This window comes from Rothia sp. HMSC071F11, assembly GCF_001809115.1.
GTDB classification, from domain to species: domain Bacteria; phylum Actinomycetota; class Actinomycetes; order Actinomycetales; family Micrococcaceae; genus Rothia; species Rothia dentocariosa.
This window is the reverse complement of sequence record NZ_KV795741.1, coordinates 53852-72024: the sequence shown is the minus strand read 5'-3', so window position 1 is coordinate 72024 and position 18173 is coordinate 53852. Positions and strand designations below refer to the sequence as shown.

Genomic DNA, 18173 nt, shown 5'->3' with positions numbered 1-18173 from the left:
AACGGAGAATTACCAACGGTAGTGTGCGAAGGCCTTGTTGGACTCGGCCATCTTGTGAGTGTCTTCGCGGCGCTTGACAGCGGCGCCGAGACCGTTGGATGCATCCAGGATCTCGTTCATCAGACGCTCAGTCATAGTCTTTTCGCGGCGCTGCTTCGAGAAGCCAACCAACCAGCGAAGAGCCAGAGCGGTGGAACGGCCAGGGCGGACCTCGACCGGCACCTGGTAGGTTGCACCACCAACACGGCGGGAACGAACCTCAAGCGAGGGCTTGATGTTATCCATAGCCTTCTTCAGGGTGACGACCGGATCAGAACCGGTCTTCTTCTCAACACCCTCAAGAGCACCGTATACGATGCGCTCTGCCACGGACTTCTTGCCGTCCAACAGGACCTTGTTAATGAGCTGGGTAACCAGTGCAGAACCGTAAACAGGATCGTTTACGAGGGGACGCTTGGGAGCGGGACCCTTACGAGGCATTACTTCTTCTCCTTCTTAGCGCCGTAGCGGGAGCGAGCCTGGCCGCGACCCTTAACACCCTGGGTATCCAGAGCACCACGAACGATCTTGTAACGAACACCGGGGAGGTCCTTCACACGACCACCGCGAACGAGCACAATCGAGTGCTCCTGCAGGTTGTGACCCTCACCGGGAATGTATGCGGTAACCTCGATACCACCGTTGAGCTTGACACGAGCGACTTTACGCAGTGCCGAGTTCGGCTTCTTCGGGGTGGTGGTGTACACACGGGTGCACACGCCACGCTTCATAGGGTTGCCCTTCAGTGCGGGCGCCTTGGTCTTAACGACCTTGGGAGTCCGGCCCTTACGGACCAGCTGCTGAATAGTAGGCACGTTTTCTCCGTTACTATGTGGACTTATCTGTCTTCAAGTCCTTGGGAACTTACTGGCATTTTGTGTTGCCACGAAATGCTCTCGGTTACAGAAGCCCGCAGCCCATCTAGGCACACGGGTTCTTGCTCTCAGCGAGTTTAAACTTATTTCTGATGAAAAAGTTTTTGGGCACACTTAAAAATGGCATTTAGGTGTCAGCACACAGGCAACACCAAAGGACGGTATCCATACTGCCATTGATTCGTTGACCCAAGACCTCACGATTAATTATCACAAGGAATCACGGTGGTGAATTCCACGCCGAGGCTAGGTACTTCGGATAAAGACTATACAGGTTAAAATCCTGTTAATCTAGCTGAACTCGGAGAGAACACCATCCATCACGGTAAATACACTATGGTATTCATCACTTGATACTGAAATAGAGTAGTCCTCTCCCCTAGCTAACGTCAGGAGGCGGTCTCGGGAAGTTCCCGAAACCGCCTCCATCATCTAGGACACTAGGCCCGATTCACGATCGAGTTTACGAGCCCATCATGCGATCCTTACTCAAGACCGCGGCCGTACTCGTCCAAAGGAACGGCCATATAGCCACTGTTGGCGTAGGGGTACGGGTCTTCACCTAGCTGGGTGAACGCGCTCTGGTAGCCGAAGCCATCAAACGCCTGCATCTGCTCCTCACGCGCCTTCTGGCTGGGCTCAACCTCAATATCGTTGTAGCGAGCCAAACCGGTACCGGCGGGAACCAGCTTACCGATGATGACGTTCTCCTTCAGGCCAAGCAGCGGATCGGTCTTAGCCTCCATCGCAGCCTGGGTGAGAACGCGAGTGGTCTCCTGGAAGGATGCGGCAGACAGCCAGGACTCGGTGGCCAGCGATGCCTTAGTGATACCCATCATCTCGGGACGGCCAGCGGCAGGCTTCTTGCCCTCGACGAGCGCCTTGCGGTTAGCCTTCTGGAACACAATGTTGTCCACAAGTTCACCGGGCAGCAGCTCGGTATCGCCAGACTCAATGACGGTCACACGGCGGAGCATCTGACGCACAATAACCTCAACGTGCTTATCGTGGATCTCTACACCCTGAGACTTGTACACGCCCTGAACCTCGCTCACCAGGTGCTTCTGCGCCTCACGAGGACCGCGAATACGCAGAACCTCCTTCGGATCAACCGCACCAGCAGCCAGCTGATCGCCCACCTGAACGTGGTCGCCAGTCTGCAGCTTCGAAGCCGCACGGCGAAGAACCGTGTAAGACTGCGGTTCAGAACCATCATCCGGAGTGACGACGATCTTGTACGACTTTTCGGTGTCCTCAATGGTCACACGGCCGGAAACCTCAGAAATCGGTGCCACGCCCTTAGGGGTGCGAGCCTCGAAGAGCTCCTGAATACGGGGCAGACCCTGGGTAATATCGTCAGCCGATGCAACACCACCGGTGTGGAAGGTACGCATAGTCAGCTGAGTACCGGGCTCACCAATGGACTGAGCCGCGATAATACCCACAGCCTCGCCAATATCAACCAGAACGTTCGATGCCATCGAGCGTCCGTAGCACAGGGCGCATACGCCGATGCTGGACTCGCAAGTCAGCACAGAACGAACACGCAGTTCCTTCACGCCAGCCTTGAACAGCTTCTCGATCAGCACATCCGAAACATCCTCACCAGCGGATGCGATGACGTTACCGTCAGAGTCCTTGACGTCAATTGCCAAGGTACGACCGTGGATAGAAGTCTCAACATCCGGGTGGAGGTTGCCGTCAGCATCGATCAGCGGAAGCACCAGACCACGGCGAGTACCGCAGTCGTGTTCACGCACGATCACATCCTGCGAAACGTCCACCAGACGGCGGGTCAGGTAACCCGAGTTAGCGGTACGCAGCGCGGTATCGGCAAGACCCTTACGAGCACCGTGAGTTGCGATGAAGTACTCCAACACCGACAGCCCTTCACGGTAGGAGGACTTAATCGGGCGGGGCATAATCTCGCCCTTCGGGTTAGACACCAGACCGCGGATACCCGCAATCTGACGAACCTGCATCCAGTTACCACGTGCGCCAGAGGTCACCATGCGGTAGATGGTATTCAGACCACCGTTGTCGCTCAGATTCTCACGCATAGCCTCAGCGACCGTATCGGTAGCCTCGGTCCAAATCTTAATGAGCTCTTCACGGCGCTCGTCGTCGCCAATCATACCGACGTCAAACTCATCCTCAATCGCGGAGGCCTGCTTCTCATAGCGTTCCATAATCGCGGGCTTAGTCGCCGGGGTCGCGATATCAGAAACGGCGACGGTCACGCCCGAACGCGATGCCCAGTAGAAGCCAGCGTTCTTGAGGTTATCCAGGGTACGCGCCACGATATCCATCGGGTACTTCTCAGCAAGGTCGTTAATGAGCTTGCCCAGTCCCTTCTTATCTGCAATGCCAGAGAACCACGGGTAATCCTTCGGCAAAGTCTGGTTGAACAGAATCTGACCGACGGTGCACTCCAGCAGAATCGGATCGCCAGGCGTGTAACCCTCAGGGGCTTCCCAACCCTCGGGCGCTACAAACTCGTCGCCAGAGAGACGCACCTTAATTTTGGTGTACAGCTCAATATCGTGACGATCCATCGCCATCAGAGCTTCAGCGATCGATGAGAATGCGTGGCCCTCGTTCTTCTCACCTTCGCGTGTGGTGGTCAAGTGGTACAAGCCAATGATCATATCCTGCGAAGGAACAGCTACCGGACGACCGTCCGAAGGCTTCAAGATGTTGTTCGAGGAGAGCATCAAAATGCGTGCCTCAGCCTGAGCCTCGGGCGAGAGCGGCAGGTGAACCGCCATCTGGTCGCCATCGAAGTCAGCGTTGAACGCAGAACACACGAGCGGATGCAGCTGAATAGCCTTACCCTCAACCAGCTTCGGCTCGAACGCCTGAATACCCAGACGGTGCAGGGTAGGTGCACGGTTCAGCAACACAGGATGCTCGGTAATGATCTCTTCGAGAACATCCCACACCTGCGGGCGGAAACGCTCAACCATACGCTTAGCGCTCTTAATGTTCTGCGCGTGCGAAAGCTCCACCAAGCGCTTCATGACGAAGGGCTTGAAGAGCTCCAACGCCATCTGCTTCGGCAGACCGCACTGATGCATTTCCAGCTGCGGACCAACCACGATCACGGAACGGCCGGAGTAGTCCACGCGCTTACCGAGCAGGTTCTGGCGGAAACGCCCCTGCTTACCCTTGAGCATATCGGAGAGCGACTTCAGCGGGCGGTTACCGGGACCGGTCACGGGGCGACCACGACGACCGTTATCGAAGAGCGAATCCACAGCTTCCTGCAGCATACGCTTTTCGTTATTCACAATGATCTCGGGAGCGCCAAGCTCCAGCAGACGCTTGAGGCGGTTGTTACGGTTGATCACACGACGGTACAGGTCGTTCAAGTCGGAAGTCGCAAAGCGACCGCCATCGAGCTGAACCATCGGGCGCAGCTCCGGCGGAATAACCGGAACAACATCCAGCACCATACCCAGCGGGGAGTTATTGGTGGTCAGGAAGGCGTTTACAACCTTCAGACGCTTGAGCGCGCGGGTCTTCTTCTGACCCTTACCGGTCTGAATGACCTCTTTCAGGGCCTCAGCTTCGGCCTCTAGATCAAAGGTTTCCAGGCGCTTCTTGATAGCCTCAGCACCCATTGCACCCTCAAAGTACAGACCGTACTTATCGATCATGGAGCGGTAGAGCGCCTCATCACCCTCAAGGTCAGCAACCTTCAGGTTCTTGAAACGATCCCAGACCTTCTCCAGGTGCTCAATTTCACGGTCAGCGCGCTTGCGAACAGACGCCATCTGACGCTCGGCATTATCGCGCAGCTTACGCTTTTCGGCTGTCTTCTTGCCGCCCTCGGCCTCAATACGAGCCAATTCCTGCTCAACTTCGCGGGAAATAGCGGCAATATCGGCGTCACGCTGAGACTCCAGCTCACGCTTTTCACGGTCGTGTGCCGCCTGCAGGTTCGGCAGATCCTCGTGACGAGCCTCCTCGTCCACGCTCGTGATCATGTAGGCGGCGAAGTAGATGACCTTTTCCAGGTCTTTCGGCGCCAAATCAAGCAGATAGCCTAGGCGTGAAGGAACGCCCTTGAAGTACCAGATGTGGGTAACGGGTGCAGCCAGTTCAATGTGGCCCATGCGCTCACGGCGCACTTTAGAGCGGGTCACTTCAACGCCGCAGCGCTCACACACAATACCCTTGAAGCGCACGCGCTTGTATTTACCGCAGTAGCACTCCCAATCCTTGGTGGGACCAAAGATGCGCTCGTCGAAGAGGCCTTCCTTCTCCGGCTTCAGGGTACGGTAGTTGATGGTCTCGGGTTTCTTGACCTCGCCGTAAGACCAACGACGGATATCGTCGGCGGTGGCAAGACCAATTCGCATCAAACCAAGCGAAGATTCGTTGGACATATCGGTCCTAATCTCTTTCTGTAGTTTCGAAGACTTGGGGTTGATGGGCGGGGCGAAAATCGTGCGTGACTACGCCCTGCCCGCGAAGGAGGGGCTGTGATTAGAGCTCGTCCACGGAGCTGGGCTCCTCATGGGTTAGGCTCACGCCCATATCTTCTGCTGCCCGGAAGCCTTCTTCCTCCGAGTCGCTCATTTCAATGGTCTTCCCGTCGGTAGAAAGTACCTCGACGTTCAGGCACAGTGACTGCATTTCTTTAATAAGAACCTTGAAGGATTCAGGGATGCCCGGCTCGGGGATATTCTCACCCTTGACGATCGCCTCGTAAACCTTCACACGACCGGCCACATCGTCAGACTTGACGGTCAAGATTTCCTGCAGGGTGTAGGCGGCGCCGTATGCTTCCAGCGCCCACACTTCCATCTCGCCGAAGCGCTGACCACCGAATTGTGCCTTACCGCCCAACGGCTGCTGGGTAATCATCGAGTAAGGACCGGTGGAACGAGCGTGAATCTTGTCGTCCACCAGGTGGTGCAGCTTCAGGATGTACTGGTAACCCACCGAAATCGGGTCAGGGAACGGCTCACCCGAACGACCGTCAATCAGACGTGCCTTACCGGAGCGAGTAATCAGACGATCGCCGTCACGGTTCGGGTTCGCGTGATCCATCAAGTCGAAGAGCTCATCCTCATGAGCGCCGTCGAACACGGGGGTCGCCAGGCGGGTGGGTCCGGATTCCTTCGGGAAGTTCGGCATATTCTTCAGCCACGCCGGGTCGCCCTCAATCTTCCAACCCTGCTTAGCGAGCCAGCCGGTGTGAACCTCAAGCACCTGGCCGATGTTCATACGACCGGGCACGCCCAACGGGTTCAGAATGACATCAACGGGAGTACCGTCTTCCAAGAAGGGCATGTCTTCGACCGGCAAGATCTTGGAAATAACGCCCTTGTTACCGTGGCGACCTGCGAGCTTGTCGCCGTCGGTAATCTTACGCTTCTGCGCAACGTACACGCGCACAAGCTTGTTAACACCCGGGGGCAGATCGTCTTCATCGTCGCTTTCGCGGTCGAAGATGCGAACGCCGATCACGGTACCGGATTCACCGTGGGGAACCTTCAGAGAAGTGTCACGAACTTCGCGGGACTTCTCGCCGAAGATTGCGCGCAGCAGGCGCTCTTCGGGGGTCAGCTCGGTCTCGCCCTTGGGGGTTACCTTACCGACCAGGATGTCGCCAGCCTCAACCTCGGCACCAATGTGGATAATACCGCGGTCATCCAGTGCAGAGAGAACTTCCTCAGAAACGTTGGGAATATCGCGGGTAATTTCTTCGGGACCCAGCTTGGTGTCACGAGCGTCGATTTCATGCTCTTCGATGTGAATCGAGGTCAGCACATCTTCGGAAACCATGCGCTGGGAGAGGATAATAGCATCCTCATAGTTCAGACCTTCCCAGGGCATGTATGCCACGAGCAGGTTCTTACCCAGAGCGAGCTCACCGCCGTCGGTCGAAGGGCCGTCCGCGATAACGTCACGCTCTTCCACACGCTGACCGGCCTTCACCACAACACGCTGGTTGTAGCAGTTGCCCGGGTTCGAGCGGGAGAACTTCATGATCGGGTACGAGCTGGTGGTGCCGTCATCGTTGCGGACCAACACCAGATCGGCCGAGACCTCGGATACCACGCCAGCTTTCTTCGCCAGCACGGAATCGCCGGAGTCAAGCGCAGCGTACTTCTCCATACCGGTACCAACGACGGGAGCCTCGGACTCCAACAGCGGCACAGCCTGGCGCTGCATGTTAGCGCCCATTAGCGCACGGTTTGCGTCGTCGTGCTCAAGGTAGGGAATTAGAGCGGTTGCCACAGACACCATCTGACGCGGGGAAACGTCCATGTACTGCACAGCGCCGGGGGCAACCAGCACGGCCTCGCCAGAACCATCGCCTGCACGGCAGAGAACCTCGTCCTCAGCGAAGGTACGCTCGCTAGTCAGCGGGGCGTTTGCCTGCGCAATAATAACGCTCTTCTCGTCGTCGGCAGTCAGGTAACGCACCTTGTCGGTGACCTTACCATCTTCAACCACGCGGTAGGGGGTCTCGATAAAGCCGTAAGAGTTGATACGCCCGTAGGTTGCCAACGAACCGATCAGACCAATGTTCGGGCCTTCAGGGGTCTCGATGGGGCACATACGGCCGTAGTGCGAGGGGTGCACGTCGCGCACTTCCATGCCCGCGCGGTCGCGGGAAAGACCGCCGGGGCCCAGCGCCGAAAGACGACGCTTGTGGGTTAGCCCAGCCAGCGGGTTGTTCTGATCCATGAACTGCGAAAGCTGCGAAGTACCGAAGAACTCTTTAATCGCTGCAACCACGGGACGGATGTTCACCAAGGACTGCGGGGTGATGGAATCAACGTCCTGAGTCGTCATGCGCTCACGCACCACACGCTCCATGCGGGAAAGACCGGTGCGAATCTGGTTTTCAATCAACTCGCCCACGGTGCGGATGCGGCGGTTACCGAAGTGGTCAATATCGTCGATATCGATCTTAACGGAAATTTCCTTGCCGTCACGTTTACCGGGGATGCTGCTCTCCTGAGCGTGCAGGGCGCACAGGTAGTGAATCATCTGAGCGATGTCGTCCTGGCTGAGCACCGATGCCTCGGGGGAATCAAGAGGAACATCTACACCGAGCTTACGGTTCACCTTGTAACGGCCAACCTTCGCCAGATCATAGCGGCGCGGGGTGAAGTACATGTTGTCGAGCAACGCCTGTGCGGCCTCTACCGTCGGGGGCTCGCCCGGGCGGAGCTTACGGTAAATATCGAGCAGAGCCTCGTCGCGGGTTGAGACGGAGTCCTTCTCGAGGGTTGCACGAATAGAATCATAGTTCCCGAACTCGGCAAGGATCTTTGCCTCGGTCCATCCCAGAGCCTTCAACAGCACGGTCACAGACTGCTTACGCTTGCGGTCCAGGCGCACACCCACCTGATCGCGCTTGTCTATTTCAAGCTCAAACCATGCACCGCGCGAAGGAATAACGCGTGCTGAGTAGATGTCCTTATCGGAGGTGCGATCGGGTGCCTTCTCGAAATATGCACCGGGTGAACGCACCAACTGGGAAACGACCACACGCTCGGTACCGTTGATCACGAAGGTACCGGATTCGGTCATGAGCGGGAAGTCGCCCATGAACAGGGTCTGCTGCTTAACCTCACCGGTGGTCAGGTTCATGAATTCAGCTTTAACGTACAGGGGTGCCGCATAGGTTGCGTCACGGTCCTTGCACTCTTCCATGGTGTACTTGGGATCGGAGAATTCCGGATCCGAGAAGGACAGCTGCATGGTTTCCTGGAAATCACGAATCGGGGAAATCTCCTCGAAGATCTCAGCAAGACCGGATTTCTCAGGTACAGAGGTGTCACCTGTTGCTTGGGCGTTTTCCAGACGCTTTGCCCAGCGCTCGTTACCCACGAGGCGGTCGAAGCTGTCGGTCTGGATAGCCAGCAGGTTGGGAACCTTGAGCGGTTCACTAATTTTTGCGAATGAGATACGACGGTCGGAATTATTTTCCGCACCGTTAGCGGCGTCATGGTTAAAGGTGCTCGAAGCGACCAAAATGGGGATCCTTCCACAGACATGTCTGTTAGCAATCTGCCTCCCGGCGACAGAGCCGTAAGACATCATGATGAAGACCCCGAAAACGGTGTGCAAAGCTAGTAGATGTCGAACGGTTTAACGTCACCTTCAGCCCGTGCCCACCGCTATATGAAGGCACAAAGGTCAGGGAAAGCGTAAATATTAACAATACACTATGCTCGCGCGTTTGTCTACCACACCCGTACAGCAGATGCAAGCGCCGGATTCAAGTGAGCTTTTTATAGCCCTTCCGGAAGTTTCCGCAGTATATCTCCTAGGCTTTTGAGATCGCGCATGAACACCCTCTTACGCTCCCCTGCTAAACCTATTCTTCGCGCAAGAAAATACTGCCGTCAGGGTTGGTGTAAGACTCAACCACCATACCCACTTTCACCAGTTTCGTGCCGTCCTGGAGCACCATCATCATACCGTGCTCAACATCCCACTCAGTCTCGGCTTCCACCACAATCAGCACGTTGTTATTGTCCCAGGCAACCGTGCACCGATCCCAGATAGGATCCACAAGAGTCCACACCTGAGATTCGGGAATATCCGGCAAGTATTGTTCCCAGCCATACTCATCCGCCATATCAAAATACATACGGTAGAACTGGTACACATAAGGGGTTGCCTGGGCAAAAATATCGGTATCGGGTGAGCGGAGGTTGTCAATCGCGGCACGAATACGCTGCCACCCGGCAGAGTCAAGAGTCTTCGTATCGAAACTAAACGTTACCGATGCCTTCTTGAGCGCAGGCACGTCCACCGGGTCACTCACATAGAACTCTTCGTCAGCATCGTAATTGAAATTTATGATATTGGGGTCGTGGGTGTTATTAGGTTTCATCGCCATCGCTTTCCTCCTATGTAAACTCTCATTATTTCATCACCGCGCCCCATCAGGTCTTTTTAACGAGTATGTTCTCGAATTGTTGCCTCCAATTCTTCAAGAAACCGCGCGGTAGGCGGAGCGGGCTCTTCTTCCGACATAACACTTATCGGTGGGTGCGGGGGAAGACCTGGAATATGATGCACCCGCACTGCTGCTCCCTGTTTCTCAACGATAGACTGCGCGATTATGGCACATCCCAGGTTTGCCGCAACCATCTCGCGGATACTGGCCGGACTGTGTGTCTCAAAATCCACTCGCGGTTCGACTCCGATTACGCCGAATGCCTCGTTCAGCAGGTGGCGCAGACCGCTATCTGAGGGTAAGCAGACAAATGGCTCATGCGCCACATCAGCCAGCGTACTTACATGACCCCTGCCAGCAAGCGGCGTGATAAGTACCAACCGTTCACTCGTAATTTCGGTTCGCTGCCATCCCTGACGTTTATCGGCAGCACCTGCCGGCCCGATCACCACATCAACCTGACCCGCTTCTAACTTACCCAGCAGTTCTGCAATAAGCCCGGTAGACAATGAAATTGTCACCTGTGGGTAACGTGCACGAAATCGACTCAGCAGACCAGCAACATCAAAATTACCGGTGAGTGGCGTGACTGCTACACGCACATGACCCGCTGAAACCGAGTGGAAAGACTGCATCAGCCGCTTGCCTTCGTCAAGATTCGCCAACGCCAGCCGAGCATAGGGTAAAAATTGTTCCCCGGCAGCGCTGAGGGTCACAGTTCGGGAGCGGTTCAACAACGTGACCCCTAGCTCCTTCTCCAGCCTTTTGACGTGTGCGGAAATAGCAGGCTGTGCCAGATGCAGGTCAGCAGCAGCTTTGGTGAACCCGCCGCACCGCACGACTGCCTCAAAGGATTCCAGGTAGCGTAGTTCCATCTATCCATAATAAAACGTTATGGATTCTATAAAAACATTGTCTTAGACATATAAGAGTGTGGGTGGAAAAATTTTTCATATGACATTACATCAACATACAGATAGTCCAGCCACCCGGAACCTCGGAGCTCTGACGACCTCAGCCTTAGGCTTTGGCTGCATGGGTCTGTCCCAGGGGTACGGGTCTGCTGATGATACCGAGTCCATCGCGGCCATTCATGCTGCTCTTGATGCTGGGGTTACGCTGCTTGATACCGCAATAAGCTATGGCCAGGGCCATAACGAGGCGTTGGTAGGTCGCGCCATAGCGTCCAGTGGCGTGCCCCGCGACAATCTGCAGATCGCAACTAAATTCGGCATTGCGCGGGGCGATCACGGTGTCCGCCTGGATGCCCACCCGGATCACATTGCAGGTTACTGTGACGAGTCGCTGCGTCGTCTCGGAACTGAAACGATTGACCTGTACTACCTGCACCGTGTAGACCCGCAGGTGCCAATCGAAGAGTCAATTGGTGCAATGAGCGAGCTGGTGTCCCAGGGGAAAGTACGCCATCTTGGAGTGTCTGAGGTGACAGCTGACCAGTTGCACCGTGCCCACGCTATTCATCCGATTGCCGCCGTGCAATTCGAATGGTCGCTCATGTGGCGTGAACCTGAGGTAAATATTGTGCCGGCGGCACGCCAGTTGGGTGTGGGCCTAGTCCCCTATAGCCCTCTGGGCCGTGGGTTGCTTGGCGGAAGTCTCAACACCACCAGTGTTGCCGACAGCCCCTTCCGGGCGAATGACCCGCGGTTTAACGGTTCCAGTCTCACTGCTAATATGCGCCAAGTTGATGCCCTCGCCTCGTTTGCGCGGTCCCGCTCCATGACCGTGGCCCAGCTGGCTCTGGCGTGGCTTCTTGCGCAGGGCGACGATGTTGTTCCTATCCCCGGAACACGCAATGCGCAGAGGGCACAGGAAAATGCCGCGGCTATGCGCTACCACCTAGAGGCAGAAGATTTAGCCGCCCTGGAGAGCATGGTACCAACAAACGGTTGGGTGGGAGATCGCCAGTCTTTCGCCGTACCGGTAACCACTCGACCGGTGTTCTAGCCGACTGCACAATAAAAGATCAAGAAAACGCTCGCCCTGAATGCCCCTGCGGATTCCGGGCGAGCGCTCCCCTACCGTTTTGGAGCTAACATTCCACCACGTTAACCGCCAGGCCGCCCATTGAGGTTTCCTTGTAACGGTGTGACATATCCATGCCGGTTTGGCGCATCGTTTCGATCACTTGGTCTAGGGAAACACGATGCGCACCGTCACCGCGCAGTGCCATGCGTGCCGCCGTGACCGCGTTCGATGCGGCCATCGCGTTGCGTTCAATGCACGGAATCTGCACCAGCCCGCCCACAGGGTCACAGGTCAGCCCCAGGTTATGCTCCATCGCAATCTCTGCGGCGTTTTCAATCTGCTCGTTCGTACCGCCCAAAACCTGAGCAAGACCGGCGGCGGCCATCGAGCTGGCGCTGCCGACCTCTCCCTGGCATCCCACCTCGGCACCGGAAATCGAGGCACGCTTCTTATACAGCACCCCGATTGCGGCGGCGGCCAAGAAAAAGTCGATCACCGCATCCTCACGCTTGCCCCGACCGCAATGCCGTATTCCGGGCGTATAGTTCATCGCATAGTGCAAAACCGCCGGAATAATGCCGGATGCACCATTCGTCGGCGCCGTCACCACGCGGCCGCCAAACGCATTCTCTTCGTTCACGGCGAGCGCGATTAGGTTCACCCAGTCGATGGCGTATTCGGGTGATTTATTGGGGTCTTCGGTCATTAGGTCGCGGTGCCATGCCCCGGCGCGGCAACGTACTTTGAGGGGCCCAGGCAGGTAACCAACACGCGATAGTGAAGACCCGATGCATTCCTTCATAACCTTGTAGATGTGCAGAATTCCTTGGCGTACCTCAGCCTCGCTGCGAAGCGAACATTCGTTCGTCATTTTGAGTTGGGCAATACTCATCCCGGCCTCGTTCGCCATGTCTAAGAGCTCGGCGCCGGAACCGAACGGGTAGGGTGGGCGTTCTAGGGATGCTCCCCCGGTTGCGGGCTCGTCACCTTCGACAATAAATCCACCACCGATGGAAAAATAGGTGCGCTCCAAAAGCATCTTCTCGCCCTCGAATGCAGCGATCTTAATACCGTTTGTGTGGCGCGGAAGCACTGTTAGGGGACGCAGGGTTATATCGAGTTCTCGGTAGTTCAGAACCGGTCCGTAAACTTTGCCCTCCTCGCCGCAGGGAGCCGTCGCACCGTACATACTGGAAGGATACCCGGCGAGCGGCAGAGTGCCGTCCACGCTATTACGCTCGATCATGGCGTCTGCCTCGGTGAGGCAGATAGTTTCGGGCACATGCCCGCACAACCCTTTGAGCGCCGCGCTCATGGTGCCGTGCCCTGCCCCGGTTGCGGCGAGTGATCCATACAGGTCAATATGCACTTTCGTGATGCGTGAGAGCAGGTTGGTGTCAATAAGTTCGGCGATAAAACGGTTGGAGGCGCGCATCGGCCCTACGGTGTGGGAGCTGGAAGGACCTATGCCGATGCTAAAGAGCTCGAACACGCTGATATCGTATTCGAGCGCTTCGGCTTGTTTTTGCACACTACTTGGAACGCCAGTATCTAGTGCCACATTATTCCTTCATCTGTGTGAGTATGCGCTTGCCCGCCAGGTTTTATATGCGGCGGTTCGTCCGTTTGTTGGGATTAGCTTCTGGAAGTACACCTGTAGGTTCTCCCGATGTAACCGCCCGAAGACGGTATGCAGCCTTCATTGTCTGCTGGTTTTCCCTGAGGTTTATGCTCACCGAGCATCTTGCAACCTGCTGAGTTCATCCTAGCTTACTTCAAGTCATGGATAAACTAAGGCGACATTATGTTTGCGTGCGCGCCCGGGCTTGCCTGTGCGATAAACTTCGAGTCGATATACCGACACAGGCATGCTGAAGGGCGGGTAAATATACTTCAGCACATTCACCCGCCCTATGCCTCTTGCTCGGGTTACCTGAGATGAAGCAGTATTTACTTCTCGCGCTTGTAGAACGGAAGCGAGACCACGTCAAAAGTTGCACGCTTACCGCGAATATCCACATCCACCTCGGAACCGACCTCGGAGAATTCGCGCTTCACCAGTGCCATTGCTATCGGGTAACCCAGGGTCGGGGAAGGAATACCGGAGGTTACCTCACCGATTTGATTACCCTCGGCATCGACGAGGAACGAACCCGCACGTGCCGGGCGCTTTGCCTGGGCTTTCAGCCCAACCAGAATACGCTCCGACGGAGACTTCGCCAGTTCGGTCAGGGCGGTACGGCCCACGAAATCAACAGTCTTCTTCTCCAAAGCGATCTCAACTAGGCGACCCAAGCCGGACTCGAAGGGGGTAATGTCCAGGCCCAGCTCATGACCGTAAAGCGGCATACCAGCTTCCAGACGCAGCGAATCGCGTGCCGCCAAACCTGCCGGGGTCAAGCCGAAGGGCTCACCTGCGGCGGCGAGTGCCTCCCACAGTTTCACAGCGTTGGCGTTCGGCACAAAGAGCTCGAAACCGTCCTCGCCGGTGTAGCCGGTACGCGCCAGAAGTACATCTACTCCGGCGATGGTGACCGGAACGGAAGCGTAGTATTTGAGCTCGCGTACCGCATCCTCATCTGAGGCACCAGCCGCAAGCAGAATTTCTTCGGCACGCGGTCCTTGCACAGCAATCAGGGAGGTGTCGTCAGATTCGTTGACGAACTTCACATCAAAATTACCCAGACGCTCGCTCATGGCCGCAAAATCGTTATCAATATTGGCGGCATTGGGCACAACCAAGAATTCTTCGTCGCCCAAGCGGTAGGTGATAAGGTCGTCAATCACGCCGCCCTTGTCGTTGGCGAGAATCGAGTACTTGGCGCGACCAGGCTTGAGTACGGACATGTTGGAGACCAGAGCGTAGTCGAGGAATGCAGCGGCATCGGGCCCGGTGATGCGGAACTCACCCATGTGGGAGAGGTCGAAAATACCGGCGCGGGTGCGCACAGCCTGATGCTCGGCAACATCGTTGGCGTATTTGAGCGGCATATCCCAGCCGCCAAAGTCGGTGAATGCGGCTCCTAGCTTTTCGTGGACGGGGTAGAGTGCGGTCTTCTTGGGTGACATGTTTCTCCTTAGTACATAGTCATATACACTGCTTTGTGCCAGAACGGTTTATACCAGAACGATTATTCTTGTTTTTAAGAACATTCATTCTATTTTATGTGTGTACGGTAAGCCTTCCGGGCGCCCCGCTCCCCCGCTTCCTGAAAAACAGGCGAAGAATGCGGGACGCACAGAAGTTCATCGAATCGTCGAAGCTACTCGGCGTGAGCTTCAAGATCGAATGCCTCCATCGGAGGGCATTCGCAGACAAAGTGACGGTCTCCGCCCGCACCGTCAATACGACCCACAGGCGTAAAGTACTTGTTGGCGCGAAGCGAAGGAACCGGGAAGGCAGCCTGGGTACGGCTATACGGGCGGTCCCACTCGTCGGCAGAAACAACATCCACCGTATGCGGAGCGTTGCGCAGCACAGAATCTTCCACTGCGACCTTGCCTTCGGCAACCTCAAGAATTTCGCCGTAGATAGTCTCCATCGCCTCAATAAAGCGATCGAGTTCTTCCTTCGACTCCGATTCGGTCGGCTCCATCATCAAAGTTCCCGGAACTGGGAATGCCAGAGTAGGCGCATGGAAACCGAAGTCCATCAGACGCTTACACACGTCTTCGGCGGTCACATGGGAGCGGTCGGTAAGCTCACGAATATCTAGGATGCACTCGTGACCCACCAGGTTTGCGTTGCCGGTGTAGAGCACAGGGAACTTATCGTTGAGCTTTTTCGCCACGTAGTTTGCGTTCAGCACCGCGTATTCCGAGGACTTTTTCAAGCCCTCAGCACCGCTCATAGCAATGTACATCCAGCTGATGGGAAGCACACCAGCAGAGCCAAAGAACGCCTGCGCAATCGGAAGTGCCGCGCCGCTAGGCAACTTGCCTTCGGCATCCGCAGTCGCGGCATCGCCGGGAAGGTACTTCGCCAGATGCTCACGAGCAGCGAGAGGCCCAACACCGGGACCGCCACCGCCGTGTGGGATGGAGAAGGTCTTGTGCAGGTTCAGATGGGAAATATCGCCGCCGAACTTACCCGGCTGTGCGAAGCCCATCTGCGCGTTCAGGTTTGCACCATCCAGGTAAACCTGACCGCCCGCGGCATGCACAAGCTCGCAAACCTCAGATACCTGAGGCTCAAACACGCCGTGCGTCGAGGGATAAGTAATCATGATGCCAGCGATCTTATCGCCGTACTTCTCGATCTTCGCCTTCAGATCATCAACATCAATCGAGCCGTCGGATGCGGTCGCCACACCCGCAACCTTGAGCCCAGCAAGCGCTGCGGACGCGGCATTCGTGCCGTGCGCCGAAAGCGGAATAAGCACGGTATCACGCTCGTGATCGCCGTTAGCCTCGTGGTAGGCACGAATAGCACGCAGACCACCGTACTCACCGGTTGCACCGGAGTTCGGCTGCAAAGACACGACATCGTATCCGGTGATAGCGACCAGCCAGTCGGAAAGTTCCTTGATGAGCTTATGCCAGCCCTGAGCCTGATCGGCGGGTGCAAGCGGGTGAATATTCGCAAATTCGGGCCAGGAAATCGGTTCCATTTCCGCAGCCGCGTTGAGTTTCATAGTGCACGAGCCCAGAGGAATCATCGTGCGGTCCAGAGCCAAATCCTTATCAGAGAGGTGGCGCAGGTAACGCATCATCTCGGTCTCGGAACGGTACCTATGGAAGACGGGATGCTGCATATACTCATCGGTACGGAGCAGATTTGCTGGAATACTGAACTTGGCATCTGCCTCGGAGGGAAGTTCTGCGCCAAATGCCTTTACCAGACGCTCCAAAACCCGGTCATCATGAGATTCACCGACCGAAATACCCACGCGGTTCTCGTTGATACGGCGAATGTTAATACCAGCCTCAAGCGCCTTGGCAACGAGCTCATCTGCGCGAGCCGGTGCATCAATCACCACGGTGTCAAAGAAATGCTCATAGGCAATACCGTATCCGGCGCTTTCCAGGGCTGTCGCTACACGAGCCGCGTTAGTATGCAGACGTTCGGCAATAGCGCGCAGCCCCTCGGGACCGTGATACACAGCGTAAGCACCAGCCACAATCGCCAGCAAAGCCTGAGCGGTACAGATATTACTGGTAGCCTTCTCGCGACGGATGTGCTGTTCGCGGGTCTGCAGAGACAAACGGTACGAAGGCTTACCGGCGGAATCCTGCGACACACCGACCAGACGGCCCGGCATAGTGCGTTCCATACCCTTATGCACGGCCATGTAGGCGGCATGCGGACCACCAAAGAAGAAGGGCAAACCGAAACGCTGGGTATTGCCCACGGCAATATCGGCACCGAGTTCCCCCGGAGACTTCAGCAGGGTGAGCGCCAGAAGATCGGCATCCACGGTCACTAGGGCGTTACGTTCCTTAGCCGCCTTCACCAGCGGTTCAATGTCACGAATTTCCCCGTCGGATGCGGGGTATGCAAGCACCACACCGTACAGATCGCCCTCGGGCAGCCCCTCCGAGAAATCGGTGACCACGAACGGAATGTCAAGAAGTTCGGCACGACCGCGTACCACAGCAAGAACCTGCGGCAGGCACCGAGAATCAATCGCGAAGAAACCATTCTTAACCTTACGGTTGGCGCGGTGCATCATCACAACCGCCTCCGCAACCGCGCTTGCCTCATCGAGTAGGGAAGCATTCGCAATATCCAGGCCGGTGAGTTCCATAACCACGTTCTGGAAATTCAGCAGAGCTTCCAGACGACCCTGTGAAATTTCAGCCTGGTAGGGGGTATACGAGGTGTAAAATCCGGGGTTTTCAAGAATGTTGCGGCGCAGAACGGCGGGGGTTACGGCATCGTAATAGCCTTCGCCAATCATCTGCGTATAAACTTTGTTCTCGGCGGCATACTCGGCGATCTTGGCGAGTGCATCCTGCTCTGTCAACGGATCGGGAAGATCAAGCTCGCCGTGAAGGCGAATCTGAGGCGGGACAGCGTCGTCCATCAGAGCTCCCAGGGAATCGTATCCCAGGGCTTTGAGCATCTGCTCAGCGTCTGCGGAACGGGGGCCGAGATGACGGTCAATGAAAGACATAATATCTATCTCCTAATCGGCGCAAACCGTTAGCGGTTCACAACAGTGCTGTTGTGTATATACAGTACTAATTTTCCCATATTGTGGGCTCAAACTTCTAGCTACATATGCCCTGTGACACGCATGTTATAAGGGTTTATCGGCATACATGCGATCACCTGTTACGGCACGGCGAATGATTTCTTACCGCCACATACCAGGAGCGTCATCCCCCCCCCC

General features: G+C 56.2%; 10 protein-coding genes. 1 reads left to right on the top strand and 9 read right to left on the bottom strand.

The features are described from left to right. Positions 1-9 precede the first annotated feature (9 nt). The 6 genes from rpsG to HMPREF2554_RS03295 all read right to left on the bottom strand — a co-directional run bounded on the left by rpsG (position 10) and on the right by HMPREF2554_RS03295 (position 10724). Positions 10-480 carry a 30S ribosomal protein S7 gene (gene rpsG, locus HMPREF2554_RS03320; protein WP_004005291.1) on the bottom strand — a complete coding sequence of 157 codons (471 nt, stop codon included), beginning with the start codon at positions 478-480 and terminating at the stop codon, positions 10-12. Beyond that, a complete protein-coding gene (gene rpsL, locus HMPREF2554_RS03315; protein WP_004005292.1) occupies positions 480-854 on the bottom strand; it encodes a 30S ribosomal protein S12 in 375 nt (124 codons plus the stop codon). The genes rpsG and rpsL overlap by 1 nt, the downstream gene beginning before the upstream one ends. A 545-nt stretch (positions 855-1399) precedes the next feature. After that, a complete protein-coding gene (locus tag HMPREF2554_RS03310) occupies positions 1400-5305 on the bottom strand; it encodes a DNA-directed RNA polymerase subunit beta' (protein ID WP_013397620.1) in 3906 nt (1301 codons plus the stop codon). A 100-nt stretch (positions 5306-5405) separates the two neighbouring features. Beyond that, positions 5406-8915 carry a DNA-directed RNA polymerase subunit beta gene (rpoB, locus tag HMPREF2554_RS03305; RefSeq protein WP_070554037.1) on the bottom strand — a complete coding sequence of 1170 codons (3510 nt, stop codon included), beginning with the start codon at positions 8913-8915 and terminating at the stop codon, positions 5406-5408. 346 nt (positions 8916-9261) lie between these two features. Continuing rightward, positions 9262-9789, bottom strand: coding sequence for a DUF6985 domain-containing protein (locus HMPREF2554_RS03300; protein WP_013397622.1), 528 nt, complete (start codon positions 9787-9789; stop codon positions 9262-9264). A gap of 56 nt (positions 9790-9845) precedes the next feature. Beyond that, on the bottom strand, positions 9846-10724 hold the full coding sequence (locus HMPREF2554_RS03295; protein WP_013397623.1) for a LysR family transcriptional regulator: 879 nt from the start codon (positions 10722-10724) through the stop codon (positions 9846-9848). 79 nt (positions 10725-10803) lie between these two features. Here HMPREF2554_RS03295 and HMPREF2554_RS03290 point away from each other — a divergent pair, with 79 nt between their 5' ends. Next, positions 10804-11817 (top strand): aldo/keto reductase, encoded by a 1014-nt coding sequence (locus tag HMPREF2554_RS03290; RefSeq protein ID WP_070554035.1) that lies wholly within the window; start codon positions 10804-10806, stop codon positions 11815-11817. 85 nt (positions 11818-11902) lie between these two features. Here HMPREF2554_RS03290 and HMPREF2554_RS03285 read toward each other — a convergent pair whose 3' ends face one another. The 3 genes from HMPREF2554_RS03285 to gcvP all read right to left on the bottom strand — a co-directional run bounded on the left by HMPREF2554_RS03285 (position 11903) and on the right by gcvP (position 17954). Beyond that, the gene (locus HMPREF2554_RS03285; RefSeq protein ID WP_070554033.1) at positions 11903-13399 is read right to left on the bottom strand and encodes an L-serine ammonia-lyase; all 1497 of its coding nucleotides are present in this window, start codon (positions 13397-13399) and stop codon (positions 11903-11905) included. A 389-nt stretch (positions 13400-13788) separates the two neighbouring features. Beyond that, complete coding sequence (gene gcvT, locus HMPREF2554_RS03280; protein WP_004005301.1) at positions 13789-14907, bottom strand: glycine cleavage system aminomethyltransferase GcvT; 1119 nt, start codon at positions 14905-14907, stop codon at positions 13789-13791. A 194-nt stretch (positions 14908-15101) separates the two neighbouring features. Beyond that, positions 15102-17954, bottom strand: a complete 2853-nt coding sequence (gene gcvP / locus HMPREF2554_RS03275) for an aminomethyl-transferring glycine dehydrogenase (protein WP_070554031.1) — start codon at positions 17952-17954, stop codon at positions 15102-15104. Between the last annotated feature and the right edge of the window lie 219 nt (positions 17955-18173).

What these genes read in the sequence shown, in the direction of transcription:
- rpsG (WP_004005291.1), bottom strand. Translation starts at nt 480, where the DNA reads ATGCCTCGTAAGGGTCCCGCTCCCAAGCGTCCCCTCGTAAACGATCCT.
- HMPREF2554_RS03310 (WP_013397620.1), bottom strand. Translation starts at nt 5,305, where the DNA reads ATGTCCAACGAATCTTCGCTTGGTTTGATGCGAATTGGTCTTGCCACC.
- HMPREF2554_RS03300 (WP_013397622.1), bottom strand. Translation starts at nt 9,789, where the DNA reads ATGGCGATGAAACCTAATAACACCCACGACCCCAATATCATAAATTTC.
- HMPREF2554_RS03295 (WP_013397623.1), bottom strand. Translation starts at nt 10,724, where the DNA reads ATGGAACTACGCTACCTGGAATCCTTTGAGGCAGTCGTGCGGTGCGGC.
- HMPREF2554_RS03290 (WP_070554035.1), top strand. Translation starts at nt 10,804, where the DNA reads ATGACATTACATCAACATACAGATAGTCCAGCCACCCGGAACCTCGGA.
- gcvT (WP_004005301.1), bottom strand. Translation starts at nt 14,907, where the DNA reads ATGTCACCCAAGAAGACCGCACTCTACCCCGTCCACGAAAAGCTAGGA.
- gcvP (WP_070554031.1), bottom strand. Translation starts at nt 17,954, where the DNA reads ATGTCTTTCATTGACCGTCATCTCGGCCCCCGTTCCGCAGACGCTGAG.